We start from the raw sequence: 18,782 nt of genomic DNA on the forward strand, positions 1-18,782 counted from the left end.
GCATGACCGCCCTCGCCCCCCTCCGCGGCCGCAGGCCCTACCGCCTCACGGCCCCGCCGGTCTCCGGCGTGCTGCGGCCCCGCCTGGTCGTCCTGTGCGCCGCCCTGGCCGCGGCGGTGTTCCTGCTCTTCTGCTGGGGCGTGTCCCTCGGCGACTACCCGATCGGGCTCCCCGACGTGGTCAAGGCCCTCACCGGCGCCGGCGACCCCGGAACGGTCCTGGTCGTCCGGGAGTTGCGGCTGCCGCGCGCGCTGACCGGACTGCTGGTCGGCATCGCCTTCGGCATCTCCGGCGCGTTGTACCAGACCATGACCCGCAACCCGCTGGCCAGCCCCGACATGATCGGCCTCACCGAGGGCGCCGGTACCGCTGTGGTGGCCGGCATCGTACTCGGCTGGGACGGCGGACTGGGCACCCAGGGCCTCGGTCTGCTCGGCGCACTGGTCACCGCGCTCGTGGTGTACGCGCTGGCCTGGAAGGGCGGCGCGACCGGATACCGCATCATCCTCGTCGGCATCGGCGTCTCCTGGATCTGCACCAGTGCCACCGACTACCTCGTCGCCCACGGCGAGCGGTTCGAGGCCCAGGCCGCCCTCGGCTGGCTGGTCGGCAACCTCAACGGCCGCACCTGGGACCAGGTCGACCTGCTCGCCGTCGCCATGGCCGTCCTCGTGCCGCTCGCCCTCGGCATGGGCCGCTGGATGCGCACCCTCCAACTCGGCGACGACGTGGCGGCGGGGCTCGGCACCCCGGTGCAGCCGGTACGGCTCGCCCTGCTGCTCGTCGGTGTCGGACTGATCGCCTTCGGCACGGCCGCGGCCGGCCCGGTCGCCTTCGTCGCGCTGGCCGCCCCGCAGATCGCCCAGCGGATGGCCGGCACGGCATGGCCGCCCCTGGTCGCCTCCGGACTCACCGGGGCCCTGGTCGTGCTGGGCTCCGACCTCATCGCGCGTGAAGCGATCCCCGGCACGGAACTCCCGGTCGGGATCGTCACCGGCGTCATCGGCGCGCCGGTCCTGCTCTGGCTGCTCATCCGCGCCAACCGCGCGGGCTCAGGAGGCTGAACACATGGCGACCACCGACCCGGCCGCGGCCCCCGCTCCGGAGCCCGAACTGCGGGCACGCGGGCTGCACCTGGCCTACGACCAGCGGCTCGTCGTCGAGGACCTCGACCTCGTCATACCCTCCGGCCGCGTCACCGCGATCGTCGGTGCCAACGCCTGCGGCAAGTCAACCCTGCTGCGCGCCCTCGCCCGCCTGCTCGCCCCCCGCCAGGGCACCGTCGAACTCGACGGCCGCGCCCTGCGCTCCCTGCCCACCCGCGAACTGGCGCAGCGCCTGGGCATCCTGCCGCAGACCCCGGTCGCGCCCGAGGGGCTGACCGTCTTCGACCTGGTCAGCCGCGGCCGTTCACCGCACCAGAACTGGTGGCGGCAGTGGTCCAAGGCCGATGAGCTGGCCGTCCACGAGGCGCTGGCGGCGACCGGCATGACCGACCTCGCGGACCGCGCGGTCGACGAACTGTCCGGCGGTCAGCGGCAGCGCGCCTGGATCGCCATGGCGGTCGCCCAGGGCACCCCCGTGCTCCTGCTGGACGAGCCCACCACCTACCTCGACCTGGCCCACCAGATCGACGTCCTCGACCTCATCACGGATCTCAACCGCCGCGAGGGCCGCACGGTGGTCATGGTCCTGCACGACCTCAACCAGGCCTGCCGGTACGCCGACCACGTCATCGCCATGAAGTCGGGGCGGATCGCCGCCGAGGGGCCGCCCGCCGAGGTCGTCACCGCCGCCACCGTCGAGGACGTCTTCGACCTGCGCTGCCAGATCACGACCGACCCGGTGAGCGGGACCCCGCTGGTGATCCCGATGGGCCGCCACCACGAAGCGGTCACCGTCGCCGCCGAGTGACCCGGCGGCGGGCCGGCACGGTCGGCCCGCCGTGCCGGTGACGGCCGCCCACGCTGCGGGTCCGGGCTCCTCGCGCGGGTCATCGGAGCGGTTCATGCCAGTCCCCCCGGCCGGGCAGAAGGCCGCATCGGCGGCGGAGACCACCCGCCTCCTCGTGTCGATCACCGGGGCGCCCACGTCGTCCGTGCATGCGACGTTCGCCGAACAGCCCGAGGGCAGCGTCGTCAAGGACGCCGTCCCCTCGCGTCCCCTGCTGGTCGAGGCGACCACGCGGGCAGGCAACGCGGACGCGGAGAAGACACGTCCGGCCGCAAAGGCGACATGAGCGGGAGCCGCGCCGGTGAGCTCGAACGCCCGGCGCGACAGCCGCGTTCGGCCAACAGAGCGGCGGCCGGTGTGCGCCGGCCGCCGCTGAACGGCCTCGCACCCGCTTGAGCCGGTGGTACCGCTCAGCCTCCTTTACGGGCGATACGCACGCCAATCGTCCGCGCAAGGCATTCATATTCTATTTATTTGGCGCGCTCGATCTATCGGTGAGATGCGCTCGAGTGATGTGCTGAAGGGCCGGCGGCCATTTCTGGCATTATTGAAGAACGCCGGAAGCGAGCGACTCCTGAATCAAGATAAAGAATGTGCAACGAACCCCCGGCGTTCATTGACGCGGATGTAATTCCATTGCGAAAGTCCCACTCAACCCGCAAGGGCCGCGCACCCTGCTCGCACGACCTGCGAAGACGGGTGCGTCCCCCAATGTTTCAGCCGCGTTGCATCACTATGCCAGAGCCGGCTTAAACGTAACGCCGATTTTTTTCATTGTCTTCAACCGAGTGAGAGTGTGTGACTCGTGGGCCGTTATCTGCTGCGCCGACTCGTCAACTATCTGGCGCTGGTCCTCATCGCGGCCTCCCTCACCTACACCCTGGCGGCGTTGAGCCTCGATCCGAGGTCCAACTTCCTCGGCCGGAATCCCCCGGTCGCGGCCACCTCCGTGTCGGCCACGCTGAACGAGTACAACCTGAACCCGGACACCCCCTTTGTGGTGCGCTTCGGCCACTGGGCCGACGGTGTGGCCCACGGTGACCTCGGACGGACCGTCACGGGCGGCCAGGTCAATGACGAGTTCGCCCGGCGGGTGGGGGTGAGTACCCGGCTGCTGCTGATCGCCACGATCCTGGGCTCGATCGGCGGCGTCATGGTGGGCGCCTGGGGTGCCATCAGGCAGTACCGCGCGTCGGACCGGGTCGCCACGCTGGGCTCCTTCTTCATCCTGGCGATGCCGGTGCCGGTGATCGCCGTGACGCTCAAACTGTGGTCGATCGACGTCAACGACGCTGTGGGACACAAGGTCATCGAGTACACCAACGAGTACGACCCGGGTCTGACCGGCACTGGCGAGATCCTGCTGAGCCGGCTGCAGCACCTGCTGCTGCCCAGCCTCACCCTGATCCTCATCCAGGTGTCGCTCTACAGCCGCTACCAGCGCAGCACCATGCTGGACGTGCTGGGCAGCGACTTCCTGCGCACCGCGCGGGCCAAGGGCCTGTCACGGCGGGCGGCGCTGATGAAGCACGGGCTGCGCACCGCCGTCCTGCCGGTCGTCCCGCTGCTGGTCTACAACATCGTGCTGCTGTTCACCGGCGCCACCTTCACCGAGAAGATCTACGGCTGGCACGGCATGGGCGAGTGGCTGGTCGACTCCATCCACACCAACGACGTCAACGCGGTTGCCGCCGTGGGCATGTTCACGGCCTTGGTGGTCCTCGTCGCGGGCATCCTCTCCGATCTGCTCTACGCGGCGCTCGATCCGCGCGTACGGGTGCGCTGAGCACCTACGCCCCCTGCCGCAGCCCCGATCCCGCGTCCTCAGGAGCCCTCACCGATGGCTGTCCAGACCCCCTCCGTCCAGCCTGCCACCCTCACCGCCCCGCCGGCCCGGCGCCGGCGCAGCGGACGGGCCCGGCTCACCGCCGTCCGCTTCGCCCGCAACCGCCTGGCGCTGTTCGGGCTGGTCGTGCTCTTCCTGCTCTTCGTCATGGCCTACGGCTCCCCGCTGTTCTACAAGTGGAGCTACACGGACCTGGACTTCACCGCCTTCCAGAAGCCGCCCTCGGGGACCCACTGGTTCGGCACCGACCAGACCGGTACCGACCTGTTCGCCATGACCATGCGCGGTATGCAGAAGTCCCTGGTCATCGGCATCCTGGCGGGCATCATCTGCACGGTCGTCGCCGCCTCGGTCGGGGCGAGCGCCGGCTACTTCGGCGGCTGGGTCGACCGTTCCTTGATGTGGGTGGTCGACCTGCTGCTCGTCATGCCCAGCTTCCTGATCATCGCGGTGCTCTCGCCGCTGTTCCAGGGCAGCACCTGGCTGGTGTTCGTGTTCCTTCTGGCGCTCTTCAGCTGGATGATCACCGGCCGGGTGGTCCGCAGCATGACGCTCACTCTGAAGGACCGTGAATTCGTCAAGGCCGCGAAGTACATGGGCGTCCCGGCACCGGTCATCATCTTCCGGCACATCGTGCCCTCGATGGCCTCGATGCTCATCATCGACGGAACGATCCAGGTCGGCGCCGCGATCATCGGCGAGAGCAGCCTGTCCTACTTCGGCTTCGGCGTGCAGGCCCCCGACGTCTCGCTCGGCACCCTCATCGCCACCGGCACCCCGGCCGCCCCGGCCTTCCCGTGGCTGTTCTACTTCCCGGCCGGCTGCCTGGTGCTGATCTGCCTGTCGATCGCCTTCATCGGCGACGGCCTGCGCGACGCCCTCGACCCCAACTCCACCGGCGCCAAGGCCCGCGCCCCCCGCAAGCCCAAGAGCACCGCCGAGGAAGGACGCACGTCGTGACCGAGATCCCCGCCCTGGAGGTCACCGACCTCCATGTACCGGATCGGGACGACGAGGGCGTGACCCGGTTCTGCCGCAAGGACATCGCGACGGTCCTCCACAGTGCGGCCGCGGGCCGGGCCGGCATTCGCATGCGCCCGGGTGGGCCACGGAACGCGGTGGCCCTCGTGGACCGGGTACGGCGCGCCGATGCCGTCGCCTTCATCGGCGACGGCCTGCGCGACGCCCTCGACCCCAACTCCAGTGGCGCCAAGGCCCGCGCCCCCCGCAAGCCCAAGAGCACCGCCAAGGAAGGACGCACGTCGTGACCGAGATCCCCGCCCTGGAGGTCACCGACCTCCACGTCTCCTTCCCGAGCGAGGCCGGGCCGGTCGGGGCCGTGCGCGGCGTCTCCTTCTCGGTGCGGCGCGGCGAAGTCCTCGGCATCGTCGGCGAGTCGGGTTCCGGCAAGTCCGTCTCCTCCCTCGCGGTCCTCGGCCTCCTGCCGGACACCGCGGACGTCAAGGGCTCGGTGAAGCTGCACGGCCGTGAGCTGCTGGGGCTGGCCGACCGGGAGATGACGAAGATCCGCGGCAAGGACATCGCGATGGTCTTCCAGGACCCGCTGTCCGCGCTGACCCCGGTCTACTCCGTCGGCGACCAGATCATCGAGGCCCTGCGCATCCACCAGGACCTGGACAAGGCCGCCGCCCGCAAGCGCGCGGTCGAACTGCTGGACCTGGTCGGCATCCCCGACCCGGACCGGCGCGCCGACGCCTTCCCGCACGAGTTCTCCGGCGGCATGCGCCAGCGGGCGATGATCGCGATGGCGATCGCCAACGACCCCGAGGTGATCATCGCCGACGAGCCGACCACCGCCCTGGACGTCACCATCCAGGCGCAGATCCTGGACGTCCTGAAGAAGGCCCAGGAGGTCACCGGCGCCGCCATCGTCATCATCACCCACGACCTCGGCGTGGTGGCCGGCTTCGCCGACCGGGTCCAGGTGATGTACGCGGGCCGCCCGGTGGAGACCGGCCCCGTCGACGACGTCTACTACGCGCCCCGCATGCCCTACACCATCGGCCTGCTCGGCTCGATCCCGCGGCTGGACGACGGCGGCCGGCACGCCCTGACCCCCATCGACGGCAACCCGCCCTCGCTGGTCGCCCTGCCGCCCGGTTGCCCCTTCGCCGCACGCTGCCCCGTCGCGATCGACGTCTGCCACCGCATCGAGCCGGAACTGACGGTCCGCGAGGGCGGCAGCCATCCCACCGCCTGCCACCGCAGCCACGAACTCGAAGAAGGCGGCTCCCTCGACCCGGCCACCGTCTACCCGGTGCCGGAACTGCCACCGGCCCCCGCCGCGGACGTGCCCCGCGATCTGCGCGAGACCGTGCTGGAGGTGCGCGGGCTGGTCAAGCACTTCCCGCTGACCCACGGCGCCGTCATCAAGCGCCGGGTGGGAGAGGTGCGGGCGGTCGACGGCATCACCTTCGACATCCGCGAGGGCGAGACCCTCGGCCTGGTCGGCGAGTCCGGCTGCGGCAAGACCACCACCCTGCTGGAGATCCTCGACCTGCCCTCGGGCCAGTCCGGGGCCGTCACGGTCTTCGGGAAGGACATCCGGGGGCTGAAGGGCGCCGACCGCAAGGCCCTGCGCCGCGACCTCCAAGTGGTCTTCCAGGACCCGATGGCGGCCCTCGACCCGCGCATGCCGGTCGGCGACATCCTCGCCGAGCCGATGAAGACCCACGGCTGGTCCCGGGACCGCATCGCCGACCGGGTGCCGGAACTGCTGTCCCAGGTCGGCCTCGACCCGGACCACGTGGACCGCTTCCCCGCCGAGTTCTCCGGCGGCCAGCGGCAGCGCATCAGCATCGCCCGCGCCCTGGCCCTGGAACCCAAACTGGTCGTCCTGGACGAACCCGTCTCCGCCCTGGACGTCTCCATCCAGGCCGGTGTGCTCAACCTGCTCGACGAACTCAAGTCCCGGCTGGGGCTCAGCTACCTGTTCGTGGCGCACGACCTCTCCGTCGTACGGCACATCGCCGACCGCATCGCCGTGATGTACCTGGGCCGGATCGTCGAGATCGGCTCCGCGGAGGCCGTCTTCGGCGCCCCTTCGCACCCGTACACCCAGGCCCTGCTGTCCGCCGTCCCGCTGCCCGACCCCCGCAGGGAGCGGATGCGCAAGCGCGTCCTGCTCACCGGCGACCTGCCCAGCCCCACAGATGTGCCCACCGGCTGCCGCTTCCGCAACCGGTGCCCGAAGTTCGCCGCCCTCGACGAAGTCCAGCGCGGCCGCTGCCGCGACGAGGACCCGTCACCCTCCGCCCTGGCGGGCGATCACAACGCGGCATGCCACTACGCCGCCGCGGTCACCGTCGTCTGATTCCCACCCTGAAAAGAACCGTGCGACCTCGCGTGCCGACGCAGTCGTGCTTGTCTCAACCCGTCAGAAGAGAGAATCCGTTGAACAGAACCCGTACCTCCGCGGTCATGGTCGCGCTGGCCACCGCCGGCGCGCTGGTCCTCACCGCCTGCGGCGGCGACGACAGTGGAAAGAAGGACACCGGCTCCAAGAGCAACTCGGTGCCCAAGTCGGATGTCAACAACATCAAGGCCACCGACCGCGATCAGCTGAAGGAGGGCGGCACTCTCAAGTATCCGGTGGGCCAGATCGCCGACAACTTCAACTACAACGAGCTCGACGGCGCGCTCGCGGACGGCTACAGCGTCGAGCGTGCCTTGATACCCGTTGTCATGCTGTCGGACGCGGCGGGCACGGTGACGCCCAACCCCGACTTCCTGACCTCGGCGAAGGTGGACGACAGCTCGGGCAAGCAGGTCGTCACCTACGAGATCAACCCCAAGGCCAAGTGGTCCGACGGCACGGCCATGTCCTGGAAGGACTTCGAGGCCAGCTGGAAGGCGCTGAACGGCAAGGACGCCAAGTACAAGATCGCCTCCAGCACCGGCTACGAGCTGATCGGCAGCGTCACCAGGGGCAAGACCGACCAGGAGGTCGTGGTCACCTTCGACAGCTCCTTCGGTGACTGGAAGAGCCTGTTCAGCCCGCTCTACCCGGCCTCGGTCATCGGCACCCCGGACGGCTTCAACACCGGCTACGTCGGCAAGATCCCGGTCACCGCCGGCCCGTTCAAGTTCCAGGGCATCGACAAGACCACCAAGACGCTCACCGTCGTGCGCGACGACAAGTGGTGGGGCAACAAGGCCGTACTCGACAAGATCGTCTTCCGTGCCCTGGACACCGACGCCCAGGCCGGCGCCTTCGCCAACGGCGAGGTCGACTTCTTCAGCGTGGGTCCCGACTCGGCCGCGTACAAGCAGGCCAAGGAGGTCAAGGGCGCCGAGATCCGCAAGGCGGCCGGCCCCCAGTTCCGCCACGTCACCTTCAACGCCACGCACGGCGCCCTGAAGGACGTCAAGGTGCGGCAGGCCATCATGTCCGCCCTCAACCGCGACGCCATCGCCCAGTCCGACCTCCAGGGACTGGACTGGGACCCCAAGCCCCTGAACAACCACATCTTCGTCACCAACCAGAAGGGGTACAAGGACAACGCCGCCGGCATCGGCGCCTTCGACCAGGCCAAGGCCAAGAGCCTGCTGGACGAGGCCGGCTGGAAGCAGGACGGCGAGTTCCGCACCAAGGGCGGCAAGACGCTCGAGCTGGACTTCGTCATCCCGGCAGCAGTCGCTGTCTCCGCCAACGAGGGCAAGTTGCTGCAGCCCATGCTCAAGGCGGTCGGCATCAAGCTCAACATCAAGACTGTCCCGGGGGACGATTTCTTCAAGAAGTACGTCAACGTCGGCAGCTTCGACCTGACGGCCTTCTCCTGGATCGGCACGCCGTTCCCGGTGTCGTCGGCCAAGTCGATCTACGCCAAGCCCGTCGGTGACAACATCCAGCAGAATTACACCGGCCTCGGTAGCGACGAGCTCGACGCGGCCATGGACAAGGCCATCGCCGACGCCGACCCGGCCCAGGGGATCGCCGACGCCAACGCCGCGGACGTGCTGATCTGGCAGCAGGCCAACCTGCTGCCGCTGTACCAGCGCCCCGAAATCTACGCGGTTCAGAGCAACCTGGCCAACATTGGCGCTTCCGGCTTCCAGGACCTGAGCTACGAGAACATCGGCTTCCTGAAGTAGGCCCTGCGACGTGTCCGCCCTGCTACCCACCCGTGGTGGGGCGGACCGCCGTCCAGGCCGGCCATCGCACCGCAGGCGCAGAACGAGCGTGGTGGACAGCGGTCAGCCATTCCCTGGGGGAAATGGCCCAGGCGGTCACGGAATGGGGCCTGGCGCGCCAGTTGATGCACTGACGCTGATTCAACAGCTGTTTTCGCGCAAAGGTGCAGGAGGGCGACCCAGCTGTGAACGGATGGCAGAACCGAATCTCAGACGAACACACCCAGTCATTGCCCGTGCCGCACACTGTCGAACATCTCCCACAAGGCGAGGTGCAAACGCTCGACCCACCCGACCCGTCCTATGGATCTGGTCCAGGGAGTGCCCATGGCGCGGCGGAGGCCGACAGTCAACCGGGACAGGCCCACCTGGAACTCGCTGCCGTTCGACAAGCCACTTCAACAGCACTAGGGTCCCGGCTTGTCTTCGAAGACGTGGCGGGATTCTCGACGGGCGCAGCGAAATTCGCTTGATGAGGTCTGCCTGAACCACTCCGGGATCGGCGGAGCCTCCACGCACGGTTTCCGGCCGTCGTGCGGGCTGGTGTTGCAGCGGAGTAGTTGATCTCGTGATGGTGAGGCGGAACGCTGCCGCCCTGCCTGGTGAACACGTCGGCCCACTCGGTTGCCGCCCTGGCCCAGGACTGCGGCGACAAGCGGCGGCACCAGTTTCGTCATGGCTACTGTCCCAGAGCCGCTGCCGGCCACCCGGGCGGTGATCGGGATCGACTGGGGCGTCCGCGAGACCGCGACCACGACCAGCGACGCCTATGACCTGCCCCACGCCCAGCACGGCAGGACCGCCGCGGCGAAACTGGCCCGCTACCAGAGGGCGATGGCGCGGCGCCGCACCCCGCGGAACAAGCCCGACACGGGCGGGTACCGCAGGGCTCGCCGGGCCGCCGCGAAGGTGTCCAGGAAGATCGCCCGGCAGCGCCAGGACAAAAGGAAAGATCAGCAACGGGGTCCTTCAGGGCCGGGAGGATGTCAAGGACGGGACGTCAGGTAGCCGCCCATGGTGCGGAACCAGTCGGTCGCCGCGTGCTCGGTCCCGTCGTCCGTGCGGATCGTGCGGACCAGCAGCCCCGGGCGGTGCCCGCCGCGCGCGTCGGCGCCGGCGACGATCACGACCCCGCCGCCCTCACGGATGAAGATCCGGCCGGGCGTCCCGCCGTAGCGGGCCTTGGACACGCCGGCGGACACGATCCTGACGCGCTCGCCGCGATGGTAGGCGAAGGCGTTGGGGTACGGGTCCGACAGGGCCCTGACGAGGCGTTCCAGGTCCTCGGCGGGCCAGTTCCAGTCGATGCGGCCGTCCTCGACCGACCGCTTGTGGAAGAAGCTCGCACGGGAGCGGTCCTGCGGTTGCCAGCGGGCGCGGCCGGACGCCATCAGGTCCAGGGATTCGCGCACGAGCGGGGAGATCATGTCGACGGTGCGGTGGAAGAGGTCGGTCGCGGTGTCCTGCGGGCCCACCGGTGTCGAGCGCTGCAACAGGATGTCGCCGGCGTCCAGTTCGGCGTCCATGCGGTGCGCGGTGACGCCGACGCGGTCCTCGCCGTTGATGAGCGCCCAGATGATCGGGGAGAAGCCCGCGTAGGCGGGGAGCAGCGAGTCGTGCACATTGAGCGTGCCGTGCGGGGGGAGGTCGAAGATCTCCGGCGGCAGCCAGGTGCGCCAGTTGTTGGCGACGATGACGTCGGGCGCCGCGGCACGGACCGCTTCCAGCAGTTCCGCGTCGTCCGGACGGTTGCGGAGCAGCACGGGCACGCCGTGCTTATCGGCCAGTTCGGCCACCGAGTCGTCCCAGATCTTCTCGTACGCGTGCTCGCTGCTGGGGTGGGTCACGACGAGCGCCACCTCGTGATCCGACTCCAGCAGGGCCTGCAGCGTCCGGTGTCCCCAGGTCTGATAGCCGAACATGACGACCCGCATGGTCTCTCCTCCGAGGGAAGCAATATTGCAAGGTAAGCCTTACCTTATCTAGTATGTGGCGCGCTGAGGGAGGCGATGCAACGGTGACAGCACCGCGCAATGAGCCGGACATCATTCACGACGTCCTGGGAATCGGTTTCGGGCCGTCAAATCTGGCTCTGGCCATAGCCATCGAGGAGCACAACGCGCAACGTCCGGCTTCCCAGCGGATCGAGGCCGGCTTCCTGGAGCGGCAGCCGCGCTTCGGATGGCACCGCGGCATGCTGATCGACGACGCGACGATGCAGGTGTCCTTCCTCAAGGACCTGGTCACCATGCGGAACCCGACCAGTGACTTCAGCTTCCTGTGCTACCTGCGCGAGAAGGGGCGGCTGGTCGACTTCCTGAACCAGAAGACGCTCTTCCCGCTCCGCGTGGAGTTCCACGCGTACTTCGAGTGGGCCGCCGCCCGCGTCGCCCACCTGGTCGACTACTCCTCCGAGGTGCTGTCGGTCACTCCGGTCCGCGGCGCCGACGGCGAGATCGACCATCTCGACGTGGTGTGCCAGGACCCCCGGGACCCCGGACGCACCGTGACCCACCGGGCCCGCAACATCAGCGTGGCCGTCGGCCTCGAACCTCACCTGCCGCCGGGCACCGAACTGTCCGAGCGCGTCTGGCACAACAGCCAGTTGCTGCCGCGCGTCGCCGAGCTCGCCGCGAGCGGTGAGCCGGTGCGCCGTGCCGTCGTCCTCGGCGCCGGCCAGAGCGCCGCCGAGGCGGTCGACTACCTGCACCGCACCTTCCCCGACGCGGAGGTCTGCGCGGTCTTCGCCAAGTACGGCTACACGCCCGCCGACGACAGCCCCTTCGCCAACCGGATCTTCGACCCCGAGGCGGTCGACGTCTACTACGACGCCCCCTCCGAGGTGAAGCAGTCGCTGTTCGACTACCACCGCAGCACCAACTACTCGGTGGTCGACATGGACCTCATCGAGGCCCTGTACGCGACCTCCTACCGCGAGAAGGTCCAGGGCCGTGAACGGCTCCGCTTCCTGAACGTCTCCCGCATCCGGTCGGTGGACGTCCGGGGCGAACGCCTCGACATCGGCGTGGAGTTCCTGCCGACGGGGGAGCACAGCACCCTGCCGGCCGACATCCTCGTCCACGCGACCGGCTACCGCTCCAAGGACATCTCCACCCTCCTCGGGGAGTCCGCGAAGATCTGCCTGCGCGACGACGGCGACGCCGTCCGGGTCGGCCGGGACCACCGCGTGGCGGTCGCGCCCGAGGTGACCGCGGGGATCTATCTCCAGGGCGGCACCGAGCACACGCACGGGCTGGCCTCGACGCTGCTGTCCACCACCGCCGTACGGGCCGGGGAGATCCTGGACTCGCTGGTCGCCCGTCGTCGCGGCGCCGTCCCGGCCGTACCGCACACCGGCTGACCGCACCGCCCCGCAAGGCCCCCGCCGCCGGGACTCGGGTGGCAGGGGGTGCCGTCGTCAGCCGTCCCCGTGCGGGTGGATGAGCAGCAGGGCGATGTCGTCACTGCGGGCGGTGGACCGTGCCGCCGGCCGGACGAGAGCGTCGGCGAGGATGTCGATGCCCCCGCCCGCGGCGTTTCCCGCGGCCGCCAGCCGGTCCCCGAGCCGCGCGATGGCCTGCCCGAGGTCCACGCCAGGCGACTCCACGAGGCCGTCGGTGTACAGGGCGAGCACCGCCCCCGGCGGCAACGCGATCTCGGTGGACGGGTAGTCGGCCGCCGGATCGATGCCGAGCAGCAGTCCCGGCGGTAGATCGAGCACCTCGGTCCGGCCGCAGGGATGGCGCAGCAGCGGGGGAGGGTGGCCCGCCGTGGCCAGACGGGCCCGGCACCGCGCCAGGTCCAGGTGGACGTACAGGCAACTGGTGAACAGACCCGAGTCCAGATCGGTGAGGACCCGGTTGGTGCGGGCCAGGACCTCACCGGGAGGCGCGCCCGCGGTCGCGTGGACGGCGGTGCGGACCTGCCCCATCAGCACGGCGGCGTTCACATTGTGGCCCTGGACGTCGCCGATCGCCGCGGCGGCGGAGCGGTCGTCCAGGCGTATGAGGTCGTAGAAGTCGCCGCCGATCCCCATGCCGCGGCCGGCCGGCAGATAGCGCGCGGCGACGTCCAGGCCCGCGACACGGGGCAGCGCCTGGGGCAGCAGGCCGGCCTGCAGCGCATGGGCCAGCCGGTCCTTGGCGTCGTAGAGGCGGGCGCGGTCCAGCGCCTGGGCGACGAGCCCGGCCACGGAGGTCAGCAGGGTCCGCTCCTCCTCGGAGAAGAGGCGGGGCCGGTCGTAGCCGAGCACCAGCGAGCCGACGGGGCGGCCGGTGGTGATCAGCGGCAGGAAGGCCCATGCGCTCATGCCGTCCCGGACGTCCGTCTGCGGATGTGCCCGCTCCAGTTCCGCCCGGTCCACGAAGAAGCAGGGGATGCCGGTGGCCAGGACCCGTGCGGCGGGTGTCGGCGAGACCAGCGGGGCCCCGTCGAGGCGGTCCACCAGCGCGGCGGGGTAGCCGCGATGGCCCATGATCCTCAGCCGGCCCCCCTCCGCGGTCATCAACGCGAGGGCCTGCGCTCCCAGGGCGGGCAGCAACTGGTCGGCGGCCTGCTCCACCACGTCCTGCACCCCGACGGCCTCAGTCAGCGTGGCGGCCAGGTGCATCAACGGGTAGAGGCCGTCCGCCCGTCCGGGCTCGGCCGGGGGCGCGGGCCGCAGCACCCCCGACGGGTTCGAGGCGACATCGGCGGGCACGATGCGGATGCTGACGCCCCAGCCGTCGGCGTAGAGATGGAAGTCCAGCCGCCGGTCCGGCGGCCGCAGCGCCGTGAAGGACGTGGCCTGCCGGCTGATGAGCGCGCGGCGGTAGTGGTCCTCGACAGCCGGGCCGTCGAGCCACGGCAGCGCCTGCCAGAGACTGGCGCCCAGCAGTTCGGGGACGCCGGTGCCGAGGAGTTCGGCGGCGGCGGTGGTGACGAACGCGATGCGCCCGTCCACGTCCAGCGTGCAGCAGCCGCCGGGCAGCCGCTCGGCGAAGTCGGCGGCGGCCTGCGCCTCCGCGGGCCAGACGACCCGCGGGCGCGGGGGCGGCAGCACCCGCGGGTTGGCCCCGGCCCGCACCGGGTGGCCGTCCGCCGCGGCCTGCCGCATCAGCCCGCCCAGCAGGCGGCAGGCGCGGTCGATCGCCCCGGTCTCGTGCGAGCTCAGCCGCGGCGGGTGGGAGCCGGGCCACTGGAGCACCAGCCCGCCCCACGCGGTGCCGCCGCAGGTGACCGGTGCGGCCGCGAGCAGGAAGCGGTGCGGCAGCACGAGCGCGAGCCTCGGGTAATGGCGTGCCAGCTCCTGCGGGCTGCCCAGCCACACCACACGCCGCTCGCGGACCGCGTCGGCGACCGGGGCACGGTCCGTCAGCGCGAGCCTCGCCCACGGTGCCGCGATCCGCCAGGACAGTCCGGTGAGCGCCGCCAGGCGCAGCACGCACTCACCCTGCTCGAGCAGGTACACCGCCCCCACGGACGCCCGGGTCTCCCGCACGACCTCGATCAGACCGGGGACGACCGCGTCCGGGCCGCGGTCCGCGGCCTCCCCGCAGTCGCGCGCGGCTGCCACGGCGTCACCCGCTCCCGGTGGCACCCGGTGAGGGCACCGGTACGCGCCCGCGGCGCTCGCCCGCCCGCGCCGGCGCCGACCGTACGCGGGGCACCGCGCGCGGACACGCGGCGAAGCGGCACCGGCGGCCCCGCGCAGCGGAGTCCGGTCCTGGGGCACCGCGGCCCTCGCACCGGCCATGACTCACATTCGGACCCTATGTCCGCCCCGGTGGGACGGCACCCCGGCGGCCCCATGGCAGCGCGGCACCGCGCCCGGTGCCCCGACGCGTCGCGCACCCCGTACATCCGACAGACCACGCGGTTCCGGCGTCATCATGCCCAGATGCGTACACGCCCCGCGGCCACCGCCCTGGCCGCCGCGGCCGCCGCGCTCCTGACCGTCTCCGCATGCGGAGACGACGGCGCCCGGCCCGCGCACCGACTGGGCGGGCCCGCGCAGCAGGCCTGCGATTTCTTCGCGCACGGCTACAAGGAGACCGGGACCGTCGACGCCCGGTCGAAGCTGGCCACGCGCGTGCCCGCGGCGGCGAAGCGGTCGGGCGTCGGCTCCGTCAGGGACAGGGCCGGCGCACTCGTCCGGGGCGCCACGAATGACCCACAGACGTGGCAGATGGGTGCCGACGCCTTCGCCGAGGCCTGCCTCGATGCCGGCTGGACGGCGGGCTGACCACCGCGGAGCTCTCCCGTGGCGGGCAGCGCCTCCCCGCCACGACACAGCGGCTCATGCGCGGTCCGGCGGCCCCGCGTGTGGCACGGTGGGCGGGCAGACCGGCACATCACCCAGGAGGAGCCCCCGTGTCCAAACCACCGCTTCCCGAAGCCGCGATCGCCCTGCTGAGGAAGCCCCATCACGCGGTGCTCGCGACGCTGCGGGCAGACGGCCAGCCGGTGTCCACCGCGACCTGGTACCTGTGGGACGACGGCCGGATCCTGATCAACATGGACGAGGGCCGCAAGCGGCTCGACCACCTCCGCAACGACCCCCGCGTCTCGCTGACGGTGCTGGACAAGGACGACTGGTACACCCACGTCACGATCATCGGCCACGTGGCCGAGATGCGTGAGGACAAGGACCTCAGCGACATCGACCGGCTGGCGCAGCAGTACCTGGGCACGTCGTACCGGGTCCGGGACCGCGGCCGGGTCAGCGCCTGGATCGAGATCGACCGCTGGCACGGCTGGGGCGAGCAGAAGGACAACGACCAGATCGGCTGACCACCGCCTGCCGGGGTCCGCGGCACCGCGGCCCCGGGGGCGTGGCCCGCTCACAGCACGGCGTCCGCGAGGCGCGTGATCGCGTCCGGATCGGCGACGGTGGGGACGAGGAGCAGTTCGCCGGCGCCGGTGCCGGCGAAGGCCCGCACGGCCGATCCGACCGCGTCGGTCCCGCAACTGATTCCGGCGAGGAGATGGCCGAGGCCATCTCCTCGCCCGCGGAGCTGTAGTAGTCGTGCACATGGGCACGCCCCGCATCCGGGTCACCGAGGGCGAAATACGCGAGGGCGACGAGCCGGGGCGAGCCCGCGCGTCCGGCGTCCTGCCAGGCCGTCCGGACCGCCTCGAAGGCCTCGGCCACCGCCACTGGACCCGTCGAGGCCCCGATGAAGCCGTCGGCGATGCGGGCCGCGCGCCGGTACCCCCGGGGCTTCAGACCGCCGAGCAGGACGGATGTCCTCGCGGGTGCAAGACGGGCACGAGGGGGTTCTCGGCCCCTGACGGCTTCTCGCCGCGCCAGATCCTGCGGTACTCCTCGATGTCGTGCTCCATGCGCTCCGCCCGGCCGCGCGGGTTCGAGTCCTCGCTCAGGAAGTCGTCCGTGCGGCCCCCGAGGCCGAGCCCCAGCGTGGCCGCCCGAGACGCCGTCGATGCCGAACGACCTCCTTGGCCAGCAGGACCGGGGGCCAGGCCGAACCGATCAGAATGGCGCTGATCAGGCCGATCGAGGCGGTCGCGCCCGCGGCCGAGGCCAGGGCGACGGTGTCCATCACGCCGGGATAGCTGATCCGTCCCACCGATCCGAGCGAGGAGAAGCCCGCCCGCTCGGCCTGCGCCGCCCACGCGGGCACCAGGGCGGGCGGTACGTCGCGCGCCTGGTTGGTCCGATGCCGATCTTCATGTGCGCTCCCTCCGCAGGGCGGCACGCCGCCGTCACCTGCGGGTGACGTGGTTCGCGGGATAGGGGGTGGTCGGCGTGACAGGCGGCCCCTCGGCCGGGGTCGTCATCGGCCGGGTGTGGAGAAAGGGAACGGGAACCAGCGAGGTGGGAGGGAAGCCCGGCCTGGCGGCGTCGAGGTGGGCATCCAGACTGAGTGCGGCACTGATGAGGGCCAGGTGGGTCAATGCCTGGGGAAAATTGCCGAGTTGCTCACCGGTCAGCCCGATCTCCTCGGAGTACAGGCCGAGATGATTGGCATAGGTGAGCATCTTCTCGAAGACGAGCCGGGCTTCGTGCAGATGGCCCGCGCGGGTGAGGGCTTCGACGTACCAGAACGTGCACGCCGAGAACGTGCCCTCGGAGCCTTGCAGTCCGTCGGGGGAGGCGGAGGGGTCGTACCGGTACACGAGGCCGTCGGACACGAGGTCTTCGGTGATCGCTTCCAGGGTCGAGAGCCACCGCGGATCCTGCGCGGGGATGAACCCCACCGCCGGCATCCGCAGGAGCGCGGAGTCCAGCACGTCGCTGCCCAGGTACTGCGTGAACGCGGCGCGCCGCGGATTCCAACCCCGCCGCTGGATCTGCCAGTAGAGGGCGTCGCGTTCCTTCGTCCAGCGCTGCACCTCGGCCGGGCGGCCGCTCCGCAGGGACATGCGGATGGCCCGGTCCAGCGCGATCCAGCTCATCAGCCGTCCGTAGGTGAACTCCTTGTCACCGCCCCGCGTCTCCCAGATCCCGGCCTCGGGACGGTCCCAGTTCTCGCACACCCAGTCCACGGTGTCGATCAACGCCTGCCAGACGCGGCAGGTCGCGGGCAGTCCCTGCAGGTCGGCGAACTGAAGGCACTCCAGGGCCGATCCGTAGATGTCGAGCTGCAACTGGTCGGCGGCGCCGTTGCCGACCCGTACCGGAGCCGAGCCCCGGTGGCCCGCCCAGTGCCCGAGGGTCTGCTCGGCGAGGTCGGAGGAACCGTCGACGCGGTACATGACCTTCAGGGGGTGCTCGCCAGGACCCGGGTACTCCTGGACGCGGTCGCCCAGCCATTCGGTGAACGCCACGGCTTCCTCGGTGAACCCCAGCCCCAGCAGGGCGTGCAGGGACAGGGAGGCATCGCGTATCCACGCGTAGCGGTAGTCCCAGTTGCGCTCGCCCCCGACCTGTTCCGGCAGGCTCGTGGTCGGTGCCGCGACCATCGCCCCGGACGGGGCGTACGTCATGAGCTTGAGCGTCAGGGCGGAGCGGTTGACCATCTCCCGCCACCGCCCGGTGTAGCGCGACCGCGCCAGCCAGTTGTGCCAGAAGGCGATGGTGTCCTCCAGGAGCCGCTCGCACTCCTCGGGCGGGATGACGCGTGGCGGGCCGTCGGCGGATGTCTCCAGCACCAGGCCGCGGGTCATCCCGGCGCGCAGCCCGACCGTCATGCACACGTCGTCGGCGCGAATCATGCGGTCGCCCACGCACTCGTCGCCGGGAGCGTCCACCACATGAAGGGTCATGTCCGCGTCCCGGCCGGCGAAATGCCAGCCGCCCGCGGACGAGGTGACCTCGTGCGGTTGCCGCGCGTAGTCGAACCGAGGGGCGATCTCGATGTCGAACGAGATCTCGCCGCGTGTGCACCGCAGCATACGGACCAGCCGGTGATGGCCGGTCGGATGGTGTGGCGAGGCAGGCAGCATGAAATCCACGACCGCTCCGACGCCTTGCTCGGTCATGAATCTGGTGAGCAGCACACAGGTGTCCGGATAGTAGAGCTGCTTCGTCGCGTGCGTCGGCGCCTGGGGCGTGATCGTCCAGTGACCGCCCTTCTCGCTGTCGAGCAGTGCTCCGAAGATGCTCGGTGAGTCGAAACGCGGGCTGCAGAACCAGTCGATCGTTCCCTCGGTGGAGACCAGCGCGGCCGTCTGCAGATCACCGATCAGTCCGTGGTCTCCGATGAGCGGATGCTCGTCCATGGGGCCTCTTCCCATCCTGCCTGACCTCGGCTGTGACGCCGCTGGTGCCGGCCGTGCCGCTCGCGGCCGCACCGCGCGCCCCCCTCCAGACTGCCCGGCATGCCGTGGGTTCGCATCACTCCCGGAAGCGGACCCGGTGAGAGCCGGCGGTCTCCGCCGGGCTTGC

At 70.7% G+C, this 18,782-nt stretch carries 15 protein-coding genes and 2 pseudogenes; 12 read left to right on the top strand and 5 right to left on the bottom strand.

Features of this window, described 5'->3' with window-relative positions:
- Positions 1–2 precede the first annotated feature (2 nt).
- From RV983_RS34450 to RV983_RS34490, 9 genes and pseudogenes are all read left to right on the top strand, one after another.
- Positions 3–1,064, top strand: coding sequence for a FecCD family ABC transporter permease (locus tag RV983_RS34450; protein ID WP_475989635.1), 1,062 nt, complete (start codon positions 3–5; stop codon positions 1,062–1,064).
- Positions 1,065–1,068: 4 nt separating this feature from the next.
- Positions 1,069–1,914: an ABC transporter ATP-binding protein gene (locus RV983_RS34455; protein WP_475989636.1), complete on the top strand. Its 846-nt coding sequence runs from the start codon at positions 1,069–1,071 to the stop codon at positions 1,912–1,914.
- 94 nt (positions 1,915–2,008) lie between these two features.
- Positions 2,009–2,239, top strand: coding sequence for a tautomerase family protein (locus RV983_RS34460; protein WP_475989637.1), 231 nt, complete (start codon positions 2,009–2,011; stop codon positions 2,237–2,239).
- Positions 2,240–2,758: 519 nt separating this feature from the next.
- Complete coding sequence (locus RV983_RS34465; RefSeq protein WP_475989638.1) at positions 2,759–3,739, top strand: ABC transporter permease; 981 nt, start codon at positions 2,759–2,761, stop codon at positions 3,737–3,739.
- 54 nt (positions 3,740–3,793) lie between these two features.
- Entirely contained in the window at positions 3,794–4,759 is a 966-nt protein-coding gene (locus RV983_RS34470; protein ID WP_475989639.1) for an ABC transporter permease, read from the top strand.
- Positions 4,756–5,067: a hypothetical protein gene (locus RV983_RS34475; protein WP_475989640.1), complete on the top strand. Its 312-nt coding sequence runs from the start codon at positions 4,756–4,758 to the stop codon at positions 5,065–5,067. Before RV983_RS34470 ends, RV983_RS34475 begins: the two co-directional genes overlap by 4 nt.
- The gene (locus tag RV983_RS34480) at positions 5,064–7,133 is read left to right on the top strand and encodes an ABC transporter ATP-binding protein (protein ID WP_475989641.1); all 2,070 of its coding nucleotides are present in this window, start codon (positions 5,064–5,066) and stop codon (positions 7,131–7,133) included. Before RV983_RS34475 ends, RV983_RS34480 begins: the two co-directional genes overlap by 4 nt.
- Before the next feature lie 80 nt (positions 7,134–7,213).
- Positions 7,214–8,914, top strand: a complete 1,701-nt coding sequence (locus RV983_RS34485) for an ABC transporter family substrate-binding protein (protein ID WP_475989642.1) — start codon at positions 7,214–7,216, stop codon at positions 8,912–8,914.
- Positions 8,915–9,619: 705 nt separating this feature from the next.
- Positions 9,620–9,895 (top strand): annotated as a pseudogene (locus RV983_RS34490) (transposase); the annotation flags it as partial.
- Positions 9,896–9,939: 44 nt separating this feature from the next.
- Here the strand turns inward: RV983_RS34490 and RV983_RS34495 are convergent.
- Positions 9,940–10,887, bottom strand: a complete 948-nt coding sequence (locus RV983_RS34495) for a methionyl-tRNA formyltransferase (protein WP_475989643.1) — start codon at positions 10,885–10,887, stop codon at positions 9,940–9,942.
- A 53-nt stretch (positions 10,888–10,940) separates the two neighbouring features.
- Here RV983_RS34495 and RV983_RS34500 point away from each other — a divergent pair, with 53 nt between their 5' ends.
- The gene (locus RV983_RS34500; protein ID WP_475989644.1) at positions 10,941–12,314 is read left to right on the top strand and encodes a lysine N(6)-hydroxylase/L-ornithine N(5)-oxygenase family protein; all 1,374 of its coding nucleotides are present in this window, start codon (positions 10,941–10,943) and stop codon (positions 12,312–12,314) included.
- Positions 12,315–12,371: 57 nt separating this feature from the next.
- Here RV983_RS34500 and RV983_RS34505 read toward each other — a convergent pair whose 3' ends face one another.
- The gene (locus RV983_RS34505) at positions 12,372–14,507 is read right to left on the bottom strand and encodes a SpoIIE family protein phosphatase (RefSeq protein WP_475989645.1); all 2,136 of its coding nucleotides are present in this window, start codon (positions 14,505–14,507) and stop codon (positions 12,372–12,374) included.
- A 324-nt stretch (positions 14,508–14,831) separates the two neighbouring features.
- Here RV983_RS34505 and RV983_RS34510 point away from each other — a divergent pair, with 324 nt between their 5' ends.
- Together RV983_RS34510 and RV983_RS34515 are read left to right on the top strand one after the other, a co-directional pair.
- A complete protein-coding gene (locus tag RV983_RS34510; RefSeq protein WP_475989646.1) occupies positions 14,832–15,176 on the top strand; it encodes a hypothetical protein in 345 nt (114 codons plus the stop codon).
- A 128-nt stretch (positions 15,177–15,304) separates the two neighbouring features.
- Positions 15,305–15,724 (top strand): PPOX class F420-dependent oxidoreductase, encoded by a 420-nt coding sequence (locus tag RV983_RS34515; RefSeq protein ID WP_475989647.1) that lies wholly within the window; start codon positions 15,305–15,307, stop codon positions 15,722–15,724.
- A 274-nt stretch (positions 15,725–15,998) separates the two neighbouring features.
- On the opposite strand, the pseudogene RV983_RS34520 reads toward RV983_RS34515, so the two are convergent.
- The 3 genes and pseudogenes from RV983_RS34520 to RV983_RS34530 form a co-directional block, all read right to left on the bottom strand.
- A pseudogene (locus RV983_RS34520) lies at positions 15,999–16,376 on the bottom strand (hypothetical protein); the annotation flags it as partial.
- A complete protein-coding gene (locus RV983_RS34525; protein ID WP_475989648.1) occupies positions 16,312–16,575 on the bottom strand; it encodes an LLM class flavin-dependent oxidoreductase in 264 nt (87 codons plus the stop codon). The gene RV983_RS34525 and the pseudogene RV983_RS34520, both read right to left, overlap by 65 nt.
- Positions 16,576–16,657: 82 nt before the next feature.
- Positions 16,658–18,616, bottom strand: a complete 1,959-nt coding sequence (locus tag RV983_RS34530; RefSeq protein ID WP_475989649.1) for a glycoside hydrolase family 15 protein — start codon at positions 18,614–18,616, stop codon at positions 16,658–16,660.
- Positions 18,617–18,782 lie beyond the last annotated feature (166 nt).

The organism is Streptomyces sp. RLA123 (genome assembly GCF_056270165.1).